Source organism: Thauera butanivorans NBRC 103042, from assembly GCF_001591165.1.
In the GTDB taxonomy this organism is placed as follows: domain Bacteria; phylum Pseudomonadota; class Gammaproteobacteria; order Burkholderiales; family Rhodocyclaceae; genus Thauera; species Thauera butanivorans.
Map to the genome: position 1 here is coordinate 1 of NZ_BCUG01000030.1, position 16395 is coordinate 16395.

The following is a 16395-nucleotide window of genomic DNA, read 5'->3' on the forward strand; positions in this document are numbered from 1 at the left end:
AAAGGCACGCCAACTGGCATCGGCCTGAACGCCGCCCGAGACGCCATCACGGCATACCGCCAGCCCACGGTTGGCGGCATGCCGCGTCCGCTCATTCCGCCGCGCCGTCGGCCGCCGGCCGCATCGGCGCATCGGCCCCCTGCCCGGCCTGCTGCCGGCGCGAGAAGCGCGACAGCACCCAGACGAAGAAGATCGGCACCAGGATGACGCCGAGCGAGGTCGCGGTCAGCATGCCGCCGATCACGCCGATGCCGATCGCGCGCTGGCTGGCGGCGCCGGCGCCGGTGGCGATGGCCAGCGGCACCACGCCGAGGATGAAGGCCAGCGAGGTCATCACGATCGGGCGGAAGCGCAGCCGCGCCGCCTCGATCGCGGCCTCGACCAGCGAACGCCCCTGCTGGTGCAGGCTTCTGGCGAACTCGACGATCAGGATCGCGTTCTTCGCCGACAGGCCGATGATGGTGATCAGGCCGACCTTGAAATAGACGTCGTTGGGCATGCCCAGCAGGGTCACGGCCAGCACCGCGCCGAGCGCGCCGACCGGCACGATCAGCATCACCGAAGCCGGGATCGACCAGCTTTCGTACAGCGCCACCAGCAGCAGGAACACCACCAGGAAGGACAGCGCGAACAGCATCGGTGCCTGCGCGCCGGCGAACTTCTCCTGGTAGGACAGCCCGGTCCATTCGTAGCCGATGCCCTCGGGCAGTTCACCGATGATGCGCTCGATCTCGGCCATCGCCTCGCCGGTACTGTGGCCGGGCGCGGCATTGCCGCCGATCTTGAACGCCGGATAGCCATTGTAGCGCGAAATCTGCACCGCGCCGCTTTCCCAGGCCATGGTGGTGAAGGCCGACAGCGGCACCTGCCCGCCGCGCGCATTGGGCACGTGCAGCGCCAGGATCTGCTCCGGCGTCATGCGCTCGTCGACGTCGGCCTGCACCACCACCCGCTGCTGCCGGCCGGCGTTGGCGAAGTCGCTGACCAGGGCCGAACCGTAGGCGCTGGCGATGACGGTGTTGATGTCGGCGAAGCTGACGCCCAGCGCCTCGGCCTTGGCACGGTCGATGTCCAGGCGAAGCTGGGGTGCATCCTCCAGGCCTTCCATCATCGCGTAGGCGAAGAGCGGCGAAGTGTTGGCCCTGTACAGCAGCTCGTTGCGCGCCGCGATCAGCGCCTCGCGGCCGAGGCCGCCGCGGTCCTGCAGGCGCAGGGCGAAGCCGCCGGCATTGCCCAGGCCTTCGATCGGCGGCGGATCGACCGCCATCACCGCGGCATCGCCGAGGCCGGCGAAACGGGCGTTGAACGCCGCGACTTCGTCCGAAGCCGACTGTCCGCGGCCGCGCTCGGACCAGTCGGTCAGCGTCGGGAAGCCGAGGGCGGCGTTCTGGCCGGTGCCGGAGAAGCTGAAACCGAGCAGCATCGTGGTCGAATCCATGCTGTTCCGGGAATGCAGATACTCTTCCAGCTCCTTGACCACCGCTTCGGCGCGCGGATAGGTGGCGCCCGGCGGCAGTTGCACGTCGACGATGAAATAGCCCTGGTCCTCGACCGGCACGAAGGATTCGGGCAGGCGCAGGTAGAAGAAGCCCAGCACCGCGACGATGGCCGCATAGACCAGCATGTAGCGCCCGCTGCGCCGCAGCAGGCGCGCGTTGAGCCATCCGTAGCGCTCGGTCAGCCCGGCGAAACGGCGATTGAACCAGCCGAAGAAGCCGGTCTTCTCGTCGTGATGGCCTTGCGGAATCGGCTTCAGCAGCGTCGCGCACAGCGCCGGCGTCAGGCTCAGCGCGAGGAAGCCGGAGAACAGGATGGACACTGCCAGCGACAGCGAGAACTGCTGGTAGATCACGCCGACCGAGCCACTCATGAAGGCCAGCGGCATGAACACCGCCGCCAGCACCAGGGTGATGCCGACGATGGCGCCGGCGACCTGCTGCATCGCCTTGACCGTCGCCTCGCGCGGTGCCAGCCCTTCCTCGGCCATGATGCGCTCGACGTTCTCGACCACGACGATGGCATCGTCCACCAGGATGCCGATGGCCAGCACCATGCCGAACATCGTCATCATGTTGACCGAGAAGCCCAGCGCATACATCACCGCCAGCGTGCCCAACAGGCACACCGGCACCACGATGGTCGGGATCAGCGTGTAGCGGAAGTTCTGCAGGAACAGGAACATCACCAGGAAGACCAGCACCATGGCTTCGACCAGGGTCTGGATCACCTTGTCGATGGCGACGTCCACGAAGCGCGAGGTGTCGTAGGGCACGGCGTATTCGATGTCGTCCGGGAAGGACACCGACAGTTCCGCCAGCCGCGCCTTGACCGCCGCCGCCGTCTGCACCGCGTTGGCGCCCGGCGACAACTGCACCGCGCCGGCCACCGACAGCTTGCCGTTCATGCGCGAGTCGAAGTTGTAGTCCTGGCGGCCCAGTTCCAGCCGGGCGACGTCGGCGAGCGTCACCTTCGAACCGTCCGGATTGGCGCGCAGCACGATGCGGCCGAACTCCTCCGGCGTCGCGAGCATGCCCTTGACCACGATCGTGGCGCTCAGCTCCTGCTCGGCGCTGCCGGGGCGGCTGCCGAAGCTGCCGGCCGGCACCTGCGCGTTCTGCGCCGCGATCGCGGCATTGACGTCGGCCACCGACAGCCCGTAGCCGACCAGCTTCTGCGGATCGACCCACACCCGCATCGCCGCCTCGGCACCGAAGTACTGCACCTTGCCGACGCCGGGCACGCGGCGGATCTCGTTGTTGATGTTGCGCACGGCGAATTCGGACAGCCCGACGACGTCCTTGCCTGCATCGTCGCCCTTGTAGGTGAGCGCATAGATCAGCAGGAAACCGGCGCTGGCCTGATCCACCTGCAGGCCGAGCTGGGTGACGGCGCCGGGCAGGCGTGCCTCGGCCTTCTTCAGGCGGTTCTGCACGTCCACCTGCGCCAGGTCCGGGTCGGTGCCCGGCGCGAAGGTGACGATGATCTCGGCGGTGCCGGCGGAACTGCTGGACGACTCGTAGTACAGCAGTCCCTTGGCGCCGTTGAGCTCTTCCTCGATGACGCTGGTCACCGAATCGACCACGGTGTCGGCCGAGGCGCCGGGATAGGTCGCCCAGATCGAGATCTGCGGCGGCGCCACCACCGGGTACTGGGCGACCGGCAGCGAGGGAATCGCCAGCAGGCCGGCGAGCGAGATGAAGATCGCGACTACCCAGGCGAAGTTGGGGCGGTCGATGAAAAACTTCGGCATGTTCCTGTTCCTGGCGTCTGGTCTCAACCGCCCGCGGCGGCGGGGGCAGCCGCGGCGGGCGACGCCGCTGGCGCGACGGCGACCTTGTCGCCCGCCTTGGCGCGGCCGCCGACGACGACCCGGTCGCCGGCCTGCAGGCCGTCGGTGATGTGCCAGGCAGCGCCGTGCATCGCACCGGTGCGCACCTGCCGTGCCTGCACGGTATCTTGGCCATCGACCACCAGCACCTGCGGGCTGCCGTCGGTGCCGCGCACCACCGCGCGCTGCGGCACCAGCACCGCCTGCGGGTCGACGCCCTGCGGCGCATGCACGCGCACGTACATGCCGGGCAGCAGCAGCCCGTCGGCATTGTCGAAGCGGCCGCGCAGCGATATCTGCCCGGTACCGCGGTCCACGGTGATGTCGGAGAACAGCAGGTGCCCGTCGCGCTGCTCGCCCGTGCCTTCGACGCTGACCGAAATCCGCGCACCCCTGCCTTCGTCCTGCGCCAGCCGCCCTGCGGCCAGTTCGGCGCGCAGGGCCTGCACTTCGGCCACCGGCTGCTTGAAATCGACATAGACCGGATCGATCTGCTGGATCATCGCCAGCGGCGTGGCTTCGCCCTGGCCGACGAGGGCGCCTTCGGTCACCAGCGCGCGGCCGATGCGGCCCGAGATCGGCGCCTTCACCGTCGCATGGCCGAGATCGAGCTTCGCCGTCTCGACCTCGGCCAGCGCCGCCTGGCGCTCGGCCTGCGCGCTCTTGAGCCGCGCCTGGGCCGCATCGTAGTCCTGGCGGCTGACCGCTTCGATCCTGACCAGTTCTTCATGGCGCTTCAGCACGGCCCGGGCATCGAACAGGTTCGCTTCGGCCTTGGCCAGCGCGCCCTGCGCGCGCGACAGCGCCGCCTTGAACGGCGCCGGATCGATCTGGAACAGCACCTGGCCGGCCTCGACGTCGGCGCCTTCGGTGAACTTGCGGCTGAGCACGATGCCGGCGACCCGCGCCCGCACTTCGGCGACGCGGACCGGCTCGACACGCCCCGGCAGTTCGCTCGACAAGGCCAGCGGTCCGCGCTCGACCGTGATCGTCTCGACCGTGGGCAAGGTTTCGGCTTGCGGTCCGGGCGCCCCCCGGCTGCCGTCGCAGCCGGCGATCAGCGCCGCCGCGGCAAGCATGAACAGGGATGGCGGCCGCATTTTCGGGCTCTTCATCATCGGTCTCTCTGCAGGATCGGAATGCACAAGCGCTGCATGATTCCACAAAAAATCCTATGAATCAATTTTGATTCAAAAGATATTTTTATGATCAATTTTACGTTTGAATCCAGCTCATGCGACAATGGGGCCGATGATTGGCGAAGGTGAGTCAGGTGTGATTCACGTTCGCATCCGAACCCCTGACATGGAAGCGTGTGAGCCTGGCATGACAACTCCTGCCGCCGATGCCGAAGACCGGAAACTGCTGGCCGCGCTGGCCCTCGCCCTCGTCGACCAGCCCAGGGCCTCGCTGCAGGAACTCGCCCGCGCCATCGGCATCAGCAAGGCCACGCTGTACCGCTTCTGCCGCACCCGCGAGCAGCTCATCGAGCGCCTGATGCAGCACTGCACCCAGGTCTTCAGCGACGCCATCAGAGACGCCAGCCTGGACACGGCGGCGGTGCCGGACGCCCTCAGGCAACTGACCGCCAGCCACCTGGAGCACCGGGAACTGACCGCCTTCCTGATGTATTACTGGAAGGATGCGCTGAGAGACCCCTGCGTCGAAGAAGGCTGGGATGCCGCGCTGGACGCCTTCTTCCTGCGCGGCCAGCAGGAAGGCGTGTTCCGCATCGACATCCCCGCACCCGCGCTGGCCGAGATCTGGGTGTCGATGGTGATCGGCCTGGTGGACGCGGAGCGCCGCGGCCGCGTCGCCCGCGCGGGCCTGCCCGGCCTGCTCGAACGCGCGTTCCTGCAGGGTACGGCAAGGCAGTGACAAGCTGCCGGGACGGGCGTCGCCATGGGCCTGAAGCCGGCCTTCCCGGCCCCGCCATCGGGAGCTGAACATCCTGGCGGGTGCGATGACCGGACGCTGCCCGGGCCATGCGCTGCCGGATCGGAGACATCTTGTCGATCGTGGGTGGCAATGATGCGGCCGATGCATCTCGCCACGCAGACCGAACGGGGACAGGGCCGCTTTGCCGATCGGGGAGGCCGCTCGCCTGCCACCGGCCGGCAAGGGAACAGCAATACGATCAGCCCTGCACGGCCCTGACGACGTCGATCACGGTGCCGTCCCGATACTCCACGAAGGCGACGACACGCCCACAGGATGGAATTCCGGCCGGCGGCTTCGTCGCCTGCCCGGCGGCGATGTCGCGCAGCGCCTCGACCGGCACCACCGGCAGGCCGGCGGCCTGCAGCCGCTGCGCGAGCTCGGTGCGCCGCGGATTCACCGCGACCCCTGCCTCGGTGACCAGCACGTCGATCGTCTCGCCGGGCGTGGTGACCACGCCGACGCGATCCACCACCTTGGCGAAGCCGCCGGCATTGAGCTTGGTGGTGACGATCGCCAGCTTCGCCCCCGCTGCGGTATCGGCATGGCCGCCCGAGCCGCCGAGGATCACGCCGTTGGTGCCGGTGGTGACATTCACGTTGAAATCCGTGTCGATCTCGGCCGCGCCCAGGATCACCACGTCGAGCTGGTCGACGACCGGGCCGCGGGTCGCCGGATTGGCATACAGCGAGGCCGACATCTCCATGTGGGCGGCGTTGCGGCGGAAGGAATCGACCGCGGCGAGATCGAAGCACTGCACGTCCAGCAGGGTCCGGAACAGGCCTTGTTCGAGCATCTCGACGAGGTAGGAAGTGATGCCGCCGGAGGCGAAGCTGCCGGTGATCCCGCGCGCGACCATCAATTCCCGCAGCGCCGCGGCGACGGCCAGCGAGATGCCGCCGGCGCCGGTCTGGAACGACAGCCCGTCCTTCAGCAGCCCGGAGGCCTCGATCACCTGCGCAGCGGTACGCGCGATCTCCAGCCCGACCGGGTCCGAGGTCGCCCGCGTGGTCCCGGAGACGATGCCGGCGGCGTCGCCGATGGAGTCGACCTCGACCACGTGGTCGACGAAGTCCTGGGTGATCTGGGCCGGGCTGGCGGGGTGGGGCACGAGGTGGTCGGTGACGGCCACCACATGCCGCGCATGCCTGACGTCGACCAGCGCATAACCCAGCGTGCCGCAGGCCGAGCGCCCATCGATGCCGTTGATGTTGCCGCAGCAGTCGGCCGTGGGCGCGGCGACGAAGGCGACGTCGATCGGCAGCTCACCCGCCATGATCGCCCGCGCCCGCCCGCCGTGGGTCAGCATGCGCACCGGCTCGCTCAGTTCGCCGCGCGCGATGGCCTCGCCGACCGCGCCGGAAATGTAGGTCGCGCTGATCCGGCCGACGACGCCGGAACGGATGTGCTCGACCAGCGGCGCATGCACCGGAAACAGGGAACTGGCCGCCACATGGATGCCGCGCAGCCCGCGCCGTGCGATCTCGGCAAGCACGAGGTTCAACAGGTGGTCGCCATTGCGCAGATGGTGGTGGAACGACACCGTGCCACCATCGGCCAGCCCGCAGGCATCCAGCGCGTCGCCGATCGACGCCAGCAGCTTCTGCTGCCCGGACGCGCGGCCAGCCTTCCCGCCCGCGCCGGCGAAGGGCGCGCGGCCGGGCAGTTGCGCGGGAATGTCCCGTCCGACGGCGTTGATCATGTTCGTCTCCTCGTTCATTCGATCGGCCGGCGCATCGAGACGCCGCAAGGGCGCATCGTATCGAAGGCGCCCGGAGAGGAGGTATCGTTGATTCATTAACCCGGTCTTCACGAAATCCGAAGACCGGCCAGGGCCCCTCCCAGCCACAATGGAAAAAGCCTTGGCATGGAAGAAGCCCCGGCAGCGGCGGCGAGGCTCACGCTGCCGCCTTGCGGCGACGGCGTGGGTCCGGCGCTCATTCCGCGAGCTTGCGCATCTCGCAGATCAGGTCCGACTTGCCTTCGAAGCCGATTCCCGGCAACTCCGGCAACGTGACGTAGCCGTTCTCCACTTTTACGCCATCCGGGAATCCGCCGTAGGGCTGGAACAGATCCGGGTAGGACTCGTTGCCGCCCAGGCCGAGGCCAGCCGCGATATTCAGGGACATCTGATGGCCGCCGTGCGGAATGCAGCGGCTGGCAGACCAGCCATGCTGCTTCAGCATGTCCAGTGTGCGCAGATACTCGACCAGCCCGTAGCTCAAGGCGCAGTCGAACTGCAGCCAGTCGCGGTCGGGACGCATGCCGCCATAGCGGATGAGGTTGCGCGCATCCTGCATCGAGAACAGGTCTTCGCCGGTTGCCATCGGCTTGTCGTAGTAGTTCCTCAGCGCTGCCTGCAACTCGAAGTCCAGCGGGTCGCCCGGCTCCTCGTACCAGAACAGGTCATACTGGGACAGCGCCTTGGCGTACTGGATGGCGGTATCCAGATCGAAGCGGCCATTGGCATCGACCGCGAGTTTCTGGCCATCCTGCAGCACGCTCAGAATCGAGTCGATCCGGCGGAGATCCTCATCCAGCGATGCACCGCCGATCTTCTTCTTGACCACGGTGTAGCCACGATCGATGTAGCTGCGCATCTCGTCCTTCAGCTTTCCGTGATCCTGGCCGGGGTAGTAATAGCCGCCGGCCGCATACACGAAAATCTCGCGGTTCACCGTGCCGTCGCCATGGCGGTCGGCCAGCAACTGGAACAGCGGTTTGCCTTCGATCTTGGCCACCGCGTCCCAGACCGCCATGTCGATCGTGCCGATCGCAACCGAGCGCTCGCCGTGGCCGCCCGGCTTTTCGTTGGTGAACATGCAGTTCCAGATCTTGTGCGGGTCCAGGTTGCCGCCGCTGACATCGACCAGGCTTGCCGGATCGGCCTCCAGGATGCGGGGAATGAAGCGCTCGCGCATCAATGTGCCCTGGCCGTAGCGGCCGTTGGAGTTGAAGCCATAACCGATGACCGGCTTGCCATCGCGGATGACGTCGGTGACGACGGCCACGAGGCTGAGCGTCATCTTGCTGAAATCGATATAGGCGTTGCGGATCGGGGAACTGATCGGTACGGTCTTCTCGCGAATTTCCACTATTCTCATGTGCGTCTCCTTGAAGTCCGGAGGCTGGCGGGTCAGCTTCCGTGGCACTAGAATAGTTTTAAGCTCCTTGATGCTGTTTCAGCCTGATCTGAGATCATTATTAAGTTTTGATTAAAACTGCAAGCTTCTCCGAACTCGAATTCTTCGTGCTCCTGAACAGGCTGGGCAGCCTGTCGGCCGCAGCACGGGCACTCGACATCACACCGCCGGCGGCGACGATGCGCCTGGCAGCGATGGAGAAGCGCATCGGCGCCCGATTGCTGAATCGCAGCACGCGCAGGATCAGCCTGACGCCCGAGGGGGAGGTCTATCTCCAGCATGCGGTCCGCCTGATCGACGAACTGCGGGAACTGGACGAGATCGTCTCCGGAAACGGTGCCGCGCCGCGCGGGCTCCTGCGCGTCAACGCACCGCTGGGCTTCGGCCGCAGCGTCATCGCGCCGCTCGTCTCGACCTTCACGGCCCGCCATCCCGATGTCCAGGTGCAGCTGGAAGTCACCGACCGCCCCGTCGATCTGATCGACAAAGGTTTCGATCTGGCAGTCCGCTTTGGCGAACTGCCGGACAACAGGATCAACGCCCGCCGGATCATGTCGAACCGGCGCTTCGTCTGTGCCTCGCCCGCTTACCTGGAAAAGCATGGCACACCGAAGAAGCTGGAAGACCTGACCAGGCACCGCTGCATCATCCATCGGCAGAACAACGATGCATACGGCGTCTGGCGCTTCCTGGTCGATGGCCGCACGGAAGCCGTCAAGGTCCAGGGAGTCCTGTCCAGCAACGACGGGGACATCGTCCAGGGCTGGGCGCTGGATGGCCGGGGCATCGTCATCCGCTCGGAATGGGACGTGACCAAGTACCTGGAAAGCGGCCGGCTGCGGCGCATTCTCCCCGAGTTCGCGCTGCCGAGTGCGGACCTGTACGCCTATTACCCGAGCAAGAAGAACCTGCCTGCCCGGGTCAGGACGTTCATCAACTTCCTGGTCGAGCAGCTTGCGGGCGAACAGGCCTAGCCGGTTCGGGCCGGCGGCGCCCCGGAATGGAGCGCCGAGCTGCGAAAGCAATGTGATGAGCCGAATCGTTTACTAAGATGCAGGTGAGGCTCCCCGAGACCTCGTCAAGGAGAACGACATGAAAGCCTCCAGAACATCCGCCCGCCTGATTCTTGCCGCCACCTTGCTGGCGGCCGGCCACACCGTCCAGGCCACGGAACCGGCGCAGGTCAGCGACGGCATGCTCACCGGCAGCAACGGCATGACGCTCTACACCTTCGACAGGGACGCCGAAGGCAGCGGCACGAGCGCATGCAATGGCCCCTGCGCCACCAACTGGCCGCCGCTGCTGGTGATGGAGGGCGAAACGGCCGGGGCCGACTACAGCGTCGTGACGCGCGACGACGGCAGGAAGCAATGGGCCTACAAGGGCAAGCCGCTGTATTTCTGGGCCAAGGACCAGAAGCCGGGGGACAGGACGGGAGACGGCTTCAACAACGTCTGGCGCGTCGCGAAACCCTGAAGCCGATGGCGACCCTGGATTGCCGCGGCGTCATAGCCTTCCGATGCGCATGTTGATCGGCCAGACGATGGCGCGGCGGGTGTCGCCGTCGCCCCATGCCGCGGAAATTTCGTCGGCGAAGCCGAGCAGCACGTCTTCGCGCCCCGCTTCCCTGGCATTGCGGACGGCCGACCAGGTCGACAGATAGCCCAGGAACTCGGGCAGGCGCCAGTCGAGCCGGATCTGCAGGGCTGGGGCGCTCAGTTCCTGGAAGGGGAAATCGAGGGTCGCGTAGCCGCTGTCCACCAGCTTGCGCTCGGGCGGCCAGCAGGGGCCGATGCCGTCCCGGTAGAAGGCCTGGAATCGCTCGTCGAGCGCGGGTTCGAGCCTGAGGACGCCATAGCTGACCAGGGCCAGGACGGCTCCCGGCGCGCCGACCCGGCGAACCTCCCGGTAGAAGGCGGGCAGGTCGAACCAGTGCGCGGCCTGGGCCGCGGTGATCAGGCTCGCGCTGCCATCGGCCAGCGGAAGCCGTTCGGCCGGCGCGCACCGATAAGTGATGCGCGCGTTCGGCGCGGCGTGCGCGATCTGGTCGGCGCTGGGGTCCAGGCCGACGACCGTGTCGAAATGCGGCGCAAGCAGTTGGGTCAGTTGCCCGTTGCCGCAGCCGACATCGACCGCAAGCCCGGTGTCCGGCGCCGCCGAGGCGAGGAAGGCGGCAAGCTCGGGCGGGTATTCGGGGCGAAAGCGCGCATAGGCGCTGCCGCCCTGGTCGAACCAGTTGCGTGCCGGGGTGGAATCACTCGACATCGGTGTCGCCTCCTGTGGAAAGTCCTGCCTTGGCGGCCGCGATGCGGGCCGGGAATTCTTCGCGTGCCAGGGCCTGGGCCGCATCCTCCAGCACCTGCTCCAGCCGGTACACACCTGGCGAAGCTGCTTCTGCCGGCACCCTCACGCCCGGGTGAACGCCGCCAGGCATTTCTGCAACTGCGCCTTGGGCACGCGCTGAATCCGCCGCAGCAGTTCGACCGACACCTGCGGCACCCGATGGCGCTGGCGCAGTTCCTCTTCGAGACGCAGCAGCAGGCTTGCCGCCATCTCGGCATCGGCCAGCGCGCGGTGATAGCGGCCGGCGACCGGCAGTTGCGCGTACTCGACCAGCGCACCGAGCTTGTGGCTGGGTGCCAGCGGGAACAGGCGGCGGGACAGCAGCAGCGAACAGACGAACTCCTGCCTGCGCGAGCGCTGGACGCGGGCGAGTTCGGCATCCCAGAACTTGGCGTCGAAGGAAGCGTTGTGGGCGACGATGGGGATGTCGCCGACGAAGTCGGACACTTCCCGCATGACCTCTCCGGCGGGCGGCGCGCTGCGGACCATGGCATTGGAAATCCCGGTCAGCGCTTCGATGAAGGCCGGGATGCGCACACCGGCGTTCATCAGGCTCTGGTATCGATCCACCACCCGGCCGTCTTCCACGATCACCGCCGCGACCTCGGTCGCCCGGTCGCCCTGCGCGGGCGACAGCCCCGTGGTCTCGAAGTCGATCACCGCCACCACTTCCATGCTCGGTACACCTGCTGATTCGTCAGAGTCGGAACTGTAGCCGACATCCGGCGGATTCGGCCATGCCACATGGGGCGTGCCGAAGCGGGCACGAGCCCCGTTTGAAGGGCACTGACACCTGCCTGCCATCCCAGCAGCGGGGCTGTCATTTTCGGCAGCCGAGACAGCGCCACATTCGCCGGACGGTCGCCGAAAAGCCAGGCGCGGCGCCTTTTCCGGCATTGGCACGAACCATGCTCACTCCAGCCCATTCATCAATCCAAAAAATCGGCGGATCCGACTCCATGAATCAATCTCTTCGATTCACCCGTTTCCACGATCCGACGCCCATGGGCCGTGGTTCGACAAATATCGTTTTCCCGATGTCTGGAATGCAGTAACTCATTAGGAGATATCCAAAATGAAAACACTGGCAGTAAAGACCATGGCCCTGCTCATTGCGTCCGGCCTCGGCCTGGGCGCAGGCATGTCCTCCGCGGCCGAATCGCTGCAGGACGTGATGAAGCGCCGCAACCTGACCCAGCAGGATCTGCTCGCGGCGGCCAAGACCTACACGCCGAGCGGCGGCCGCGACGAATTCCTTGCCTTCAGTTCGGGCGGACAATCCGGCCAGGTTCTCGTCTACGGCGTGCCTTCGATGCGCATCCTGAAATACATAGGCGTATTCACGCCTGAGCCCTGGCAAGGCTATGGCTACGACGAGGAATCCAAGGCAGTGCTCGCCCAGGGGCGCATCGACGGCAAGGACATCACCTGGGGCGATACCCATCACCCCGCGATTTCCGAAACCAATGGCGAATACGACGGCCAGTTCCTTTTCATCAACGACAAATCGAACCCGCGTATTGCCGTTCTCGATCTGCGCGACTTCGAAACCAAGCAGATCGTCGTCAATCCGATCATGAAATCGGAGCATGGCGGCGCCTTCGTCACCCCGAATACCGAGTACATCATCGAGGCCTCGCAATACGCCGCGCCGCTCGAGAACCAGAAGTTCTACCCGCTCGAGCAATTCAACGAGAAATACCGCGGCGCCATCACCTATTGGAAGTTCGATCGCGAGCACGGCAAGATCAAGCCCGAAGAATCCTTCTCGCTCGAACTCCCGCCCTATTCTCAAGACCTTTCGGATGCGGGCAAGCTGGTGTCCGACGGCTGGTCCTTCACCAACAGCTTCTGCACGGAACGCTACGTCGGCGGCATCGAGAAGGGCCGCCCGCCGTACGAGGCCGGCTGTTCGGCGAAGGACACCGACTACATGCACGTGATCAACTGGAAGCGTGCGGCCGAGATCGCCAGGGACGACAGCAAGATCCAGGTCATCAACGGCCATCGCGTGATCATGATGGAAACGGCGATCAAGGAAGGCATCCTGTTCCTGATTCCCGAGCCGAAGAGCCCGCACGGCGTCGATGTGACGCCGAACGGCAAGTTCATCGTCGTCTCCGGCAAGCTCGACACCCACGTATCCGTCTATTCCTTCGAGAAGATCATGGATGCGATCAAGAGCGGGCGCTTCGAATCCAAGGATCCGTATGGCATCCCGGTGATCGGCATGAAGGATGCGCTGCACACCCAGGTCCAGCTCGGCCTCGGCCCGCTGCACACCCAGTTCGATGCCAAGGAGTGCGTCGCCTACACCTCGCTGTATGTGGACTCGATGGTGGCGAAGTGGAACTTCTGCGAAGGCAAGCTGCTGGACAAGCTGGCCATCCACTACAACATCGGCCACCTGATGACGATGGAAGGCGACACCACCAAGCCGAAGGGCAAGTACCTGGTGGCGCTCAACAAGCTGTCGATCGACCGTTTCAACCCCGTGGGCCCGCTGCATCCGCAGAACCACCAGCTGATCGACATCAGCAACGACAAGATGCAGCTGCTGTACGACATGCCGCTGCCGCTCGGCGAGCCGCACTACGTCGTCGGCATCGACGCCAAGAAGCTCAAGCCCGCGATCCGCTACAAGGTCGGCACCAATACGCGTACCGACTCCGAGCATGTGGGCAAGGTGCGCGCGGGCGAGGAGAAGATCGTCCGCGAGGGCAACAAGGTCACGGTGTATGGCACGCTGATCCGCTCGCACATCACTCCCGAGACCATCGAGGTCGAAAAGGGTGACGAGGTCACGATCTACCTGACCAACCTCGAGCGCGCCCAGGACGAGACCCACGGCTTCACCGTCTCGACCTACAACGTGCATGCCTCGGTCGAGCCGGGCAAGACCGCCTCGGTCAAGTTCACCGCGGACAAGGAAGGCGTGTATCCGTACTACTGCACCGAGTTCTGCTCGGCGCTGCACCTCGAGATGCAGGGCTACCTGCTGGTCAGCCCGAAGGGCTGGAAGCCCGAGGAAGGCGCCCAGCTCGCCGCCGCCAACTACACCGAAACCGACTACAAGAACACCTTGAAGAAGGTTGTGGACACCCAGGCGGTCATCGACCAGGTCGTCGGCTACATCACCTCGGTGAACTACAAGGCCTATCCGGAAGTCGTCGCGCTGATGGAAGACGCCACCGACCAGCTCGGCAAGACCCAGGAAGCCAAGGCCAAGCACGAGGCCGCCGCCGCCCAGCAGGACTGGGAGCAGGCGAACCTGTGGGCCGAGCAGGTGTGGCAGTACCAGGTCAAGGCTGCCGACATCGGTCTGCGCGCGAAGACCTTCCTCGAGCAGAAGGGCGCCAAGTAGCACACGAATCGGGGAGCGGAGCCAGTGGCCGCCGTTCCCCGACCTTTCTTCTCTCCCAAGGATGACGGATCCATGAAGCTGATCGTTTCCCTGCTGCTGGCGGCCACCGTGTCCGCCCCCGCTTTCGCCGCGCTCGACGGCGCCAGGCTCTACGCCGAAAAGACCTGCAACGCCTGTCACGGCGCAGACGCCAGGAAGCCGCTGCTGCCCACGTACCCCATGCTCGCCGGCCAGAACGCGGCCTATGCCGAGCAGCAGATGAAGGACATCAAGAGCGGCACGCGTGCCAATGGCCAGTCCGCCGCGATGAAGGGCGTGATGCACCTCGTCAATGACGAAGAGATCAAGGCGATCGCCGCCTGGCTCGAAAGCCTGAAATGAGGCAGCCCTTCACCGCCCCCCGTGACCACGCATGCGGAAGCCATGTTCTCTCCAAGCCCTCCGCGCTGCACCGATTGAGGACCCGAATCATGAAGATCACCGTTCTGCTCACCGCCCTGCTCTCCGCCAGCCTCGCGTTCGCCGGCCCCCCTGCACCGAAGGCAACCGGCATCGAGGGCGAAGGTTATGTCTGGAACGCCCAGGAAGGCGAAAAGATCGAGGCGCTCCAGCTCGAGGGAGACGTCACCCGCGGCGAGGAAGCCTATGAAATCTGCGGCGCCTGTCATCTGCCGTCCGGCGCAGGGCGTCCCGACGGCACCTTCCCGCAGCTCGCGGGCCAGCACACCACCGTGTTGATCAAGCAGATGGCCGACATCCGCGCCGGCCTGCGCGACAACCCGACCATGTATCCGTTCGCGGTGACCCTGGTCGACCCGCAGGAACTCGCCGACGTCTCCGCCTATATCGAAAGCCTGTGCATCCCGACCGACCACGGCAAGTACGAGGGCGCCGACGTCTCGATCCAGATCGCCAAGGGCAGGGAGATGTACGAGAAGGACTGCATGGAGTGCCACGGCAAGAACGGGGAGGGCGACAAGGAGAAGTTCTACCCCGTCATCGCCGGCCAGCACTACAAGTACCTGCTGCGCCAGATGACCGAGATCCGTGACGGCCACCGCCGCAACGCCAACCCCGACATGGTCAAGGTCATCAAGCCATACAACGACGACCAGTTGGTGGCGATCTCCGCCTACCAGGCCAGCCTGAAGATGCCCGGCTCGATGTGCAGCGCCAAGAAGTGACCCGCTGACCTGCCCGTCTCGCACCGGGGGGTACGTGCCACGCGCACGCCCCCCGGGACCGCCAACCCATCCTCTCGCGACCGGAGCTCCACATGCCTGCAACCCAAAACAAGAACGGCCTGATCGCCGGCCTCACGCTGGTGGCGCTGGTGGCGATGGTCGCCGCCTACTTCGCCCCCATCTGGTGGGTGTCGCTGACTGCCCCGAACTACCCTGAAGACGCCTTCCCGGACGGCATCCGCATCCACTTCCACTTCGATGGCGTCAAGAACGGCTGCTCCACCCCGCCGAAGACCTCGCGTCTTGCCGAAGAAACGATGGCCGAGGACATGGGCGAGGGCACCGGCCGCTACAACCCGATTCTCGCCGAGCAGACCACGCTGACCGGCAAGGCGACCGCGCTCGACTGCGTTCACGAGATGAACACGATCAACCACTACGTCGGCATGTATCCGATCGCCACCGGCGGCCCGGTCGAAACCAAGCTCTCCAAATTCTTCATCACCTTCTTCGCCGTGATGCTGCTCACCTTCGCCGTGCGCGACCGCAGGCTGCGCCTGGGCATCATGGGGGCCGGTTTCGGCGCACTGGCCGCATGGATGGTCGCCGACCAGTTCGTGATGGGCAGGCTCGCCATCCACGTGCAGCACTACATGGACGAGTCCGCGACCTTCTTCAACGACCCCGAACGCATCGCCGCCTGGGGCAGGAACGTCGAGCTGGTCTCGAAGATCGCGATCTTCGGCCTGATCGCCGCCATGCTCGTGGTGCTCGCCGGCGTGCTCAAGTTCCGCTCCTTCGAACTGCTGCTCGCGCTGATTCCCGGCCTGCTGCCGCTGTTCTACCTGGTCGAGTATTCCGGCTGGCTGTGGTTCTTCGGCCACAACCTGCACCCGTGGGGCGCTTTCACGGTGAAGCCCTTCATGCCCACCGTGTTCGGCGAAGGCAAGGTGGCGCAGTTTTCCACCTTTTCGTACCCGCACTGGGGTTACGGCCTGCTGATGGTGGTGTTCGTCTGCCTGATGCTCGCCCTGCTGCTGCGCCGCAAGCAATTGCGCGAAGAGCAAGCCCTGGCCGGCACCCGGCAAGGATGAA

The 16395-nt window shown here is 65.9% G+C and carries 14 protein-coding genes; 7 read left to right on the plus strand and 7 right to left on the minus strand.

Going from position 1 to position 16395, the window contains the following annotated elements:
• Nucleotides 1-91: 91 nt before the first annotated feature.
• Complete coding sequence (locus TBU01S_RS13135; protein WP_068637082.1) at nucleotides 92-3250, minus strand: multidrug efflux RND transporter permease subunit; 3159 nt, start codon at nucleotides 3248-3250, stop codon at nucleotides 92-94.
• Between the two features lie 23 nt (nucleotides 3251-3273).
• Entirely contained in the window at nucleotides 3274-4446 is a 1173-nt protein-coding gene (locus tag TBU01S_RS13140; protein ID WP_068637083.1) for an efflux RND transporter periplasmic adaptor subunit, read from the minus strand.
• A gap of 208 nt (nucleotides 4447-4654) precedes the next feature.
• Between TBU01S_RS13140 and TBU01S_RS13145 the strand changes: the two genes are divergently transcribed.
• Nucleotides 4655-5206 carry a TetR/AcrR family transcriptional regulator gene (locus TBU01S_RS13145; RefSeq protein WP_068637084.1) on the plus strand — a complete coding sequence of 184 codons (552 nt, stop codon included), beginning with the start codon at nucleotides 4655-4657 and terminating at the stop codon, nucleotides 5204-5206.
• A 259-nt stretch (nucleotides 5207-5465) separates the two neighbouring features.
• On the opposite strand, the gene citF is transcribed toward TBU01S_RS13145, so the two are convergent.
• On the minus strand, nucleotides 5466-6968 hold the full coding sequence (gene citF / locus TBU01S_RS13150) for a citrate lyase subunit alpha (RefSeq protein WP_068637144.1): 1503 nt from the start codon (nucleotides 6966-6968) through the stop codon (nucleotides 5466-5468).
• A gap of 235 nt (nucleotides 6969-7203) precedes the next feature.
• A complete protein-coding gene (locus TBU01S_RS13155; RefSeq protein ID WP_068637085.1) occupies nucleotides 7204-8370 on the minus strand; it encodes a mandelate racemase/muconate lactonizing enzyme family protein in 1167 nt (388 codons plus the stop codon).
• A 107-nt stretch (nucleotides 8371-8477) separates the two neighbouring features.
• On the opposite strand from TBU01S_RS13155, the gene TBU01S_RS13160 reads away from it, so the two are divergent.
• Nucleotides 8478-9383, plus strand: coding sequence for a LysR family transcriptional regulator (locus TBU01S_RS13160; RefSeq protein ID WP_369404210.1), 906 nt, complete (start codon nucleotides 8478-8480; stop codon nucleotides 9381-9383).
• Nucleotides 9384-9501: 118 nt separating this feature from the next.
• A complete protein-coding gene (locus tag TBU01S_RS13165) occupies nucleotides 9502-9885 on the plus strand; it encodes a COG4315 family predicted lipoprotein (RefSeq protein ID WP_068637086.1) in 384 nt (127 codons plus the stop codon).
• Nucleotides 9886-9915: 30 nt separating this feature from the next.
• Here the strand turns inward: TBU01S_RS13165 and TBU01S_RS13170 are convergent, their stop codons facing one another.
• Genes TBU01S_RS13170 through TBU01S_RS13175 form a run of 3 tightly spaced genes read right to left on the minus strand, consistent with a single transcriptional unit; the run spans nucleotide 9916 to nucleotide 11427 of the window.
• A complete protein-coding gene (locus tag TBU01S_RS13170) occupies nucleotides 9916-10674 on the minus strand; it encodes a class I SAM-dependent methyltransferase (RefSeq protein WP_068637087.1) in 759 nt (252 codons plus the stop codon).
• Nucleotides 10664-10819, minus strand: a complete 156-nt coding sequence (locus TBU01S_RS23895) for a hypothetical protein (RefSeq protein ID WP_169802973.1) — start codon at nucleotides 10817-10819, stop codon at nucleotides 10664-10666. The genes TBU01S_RS13170 and TBU01S_RS23895 overlap by 11 nt, the downstream gene beginning before the upstream one ends.
• The gene (locus tag TBU01S_RS13175) at nucleotides 10816-11427 is read right to left on the minus strand and encodes a 3'-5' exonuclease (protein ID WP_068637088.1); all 612 of its coding nucleotides are present in this window, start codon (nucleotides 11425-11427) and stop codon (nucleotides 10816-10818) included. The genes TBU01S_RS23895 and TBU01S_RS13175 overlap by 4 nt, the downstream gene beginning before the upstream one ends.
• Before the next feature lie 400 nt (nucleotides 11428-11827).
• On the opposite strand from TBU01S_RS13175, the gene nosZ reads away from it, so the two are divergent.
• The 4 genes from nosZ to TBU01S_RS13195 all read left to right on the plus strand — a co-directional run bounded on the left by nosZ (nucleotide 11828) and on the right by TBU01S_RS13195 (nucleotide 16394).
• Nucleotides 11828-14116 carry a Sec-dependent nitrous-oxide reductase gene (nosZ, locus tag TBU01S_RS13180; RefSeq protein WP_068637089.1) on the plus strand — a complete coding sequence of 763 codons (2289 nt, stop codon included), beginning with the start codon at nucleotides 11828-11830 and terminating at the stop codon, nucleotides 14114-14116.
• 72 nt (nucleotides 14117-14188) lie between these two features.
• On the plus strand, nucleotides 14189-14497 hold the full coding sequence (locus TBU01S_RS13185; protein ID WP_068637090.1) for a c-type cytochrome: 309 nt from the start codon (nucleotides 14189-14191) through the stop codon (nucleotides 14495-14497).
• 89 nt (nucleotides 14498-14586) lie between these two features.
• Nucleotides 14587-15300: a c-type cytochrome gene (locus tag TBU01S_RS13190; RefSeq protein ID WP_068637091.1), complete on the plus strand. Its 714-nt coding sequence runs from the start codon at nucleotides 14587-14589 to the stop codon at nucleotides 15298-15300.
• Nucleotides 15301-15392: 92 nt separating this feature from the next.
• Nucleotides 15393-16394, plus strand: a complete 1002-nt coding sequence (locus TBU01S_RS13195; protein WP_068637092.1) for a hypothetical protein — start codon at nucleotides 15393-15395, stop codon at nucleotides 16392-16394.
• The last annotated feature ends 1 nt before the right edge of the window (nucleotide 16395 follow it).

What these genes read in the sequence shown, in the direction of transcription:
- TBU01S_RS13135 (WP_068637082.1), bottom strand. Translation starts at nt 3,250, where the DNA reads ATGCCGAAGTTTTTCATCGACCGCCCCAACTTCGCCTGGGTAGTCGCG.
- TBU01S_RS13140 (WP_068637083.1), bottom strand. Translation starts at nt 4,446, where the DNA reads ATGATGAAGAGCCCGAAAATGCGGCCGCCATCCCTGTTCATGCTTGCC.
- TBU01S_RS13145 (WP_068637084.1), top strand. Translation starts at nt 4,655, where the DNA reads ATGACAACTCCTGCCGCCGATGCCGAAGACCGGAAACTGCTGGCCGCG.
- citF (WP_068637144.1), bottom strand. Translation starts at nt 6,968, where the DNA reads ATGATCAACGCCGTCGGACGGGACATTCCCGCGCAACTGCCCGGCCGC.
- TBU01S_RS13155 (WP_068637085.1), bottom strand. Translation starts at nt 8,370, where the DNA reads ATGAGAATAGTGGAAATTCGCGAGAAGACCGTACCGATCAGTTCCCCG.
- TBU01S_RS13165 (WP_068637086.1), top strand. Translation starts at nt 9,502, where the DNA reads ATGAAAGCCTCCAGAACATCCGCCCGCCTGATTCTTGCCGCCACCTTG.
- TBU01S_RS13170 (WP_068637087.1), bottom strand. Translation starts at nt 10,674, where the DNA reads ATGTCGAGTGATTCCACCCCGGCACGCAACTGGTTCGACCAGGGCGGC.
- TBU01S_RS13175 (WP_068637088.1), bottom strand. Translation starts at nt 11,427, where the DNA reads ATGGAAGTGGTGGCGGTGATCGACTTCGAGACCACGGGGCTGTCGCCC.
- nosZ (WP_068637089.1), top strand. Translation starts at nt 11,828, where the DNA reads ATGAAAACACTGGCAGTAAAGACCATGGCCCTGCTCATTGCGTCCGGC.
- TBU01S_RS13185 (WP_068637090.1), top strand. Translation starts at nt 14,189, where the DNA reads ATGAAGCTGATCGTTTCCCTGCTGCTGGCGGCCACCGTGTCCGCCCCC.
- TBU01S_RS13190 (WP_068637091.1), top strand. Translation starts at nt 14,587, where the DNA reads ATGAAGATCACCGTTCTGCTCACCGCCCTGCTCTCCGCCAGCCTCGCG.
- TBU01S_RS13195 (WP_068637092.1), top strand. Translation starts at nt 15,393, where the DNA reads ATGCCTGCAACCCAAAACAAGAACGGCCTGATCGCCGGCCTCACGCTG.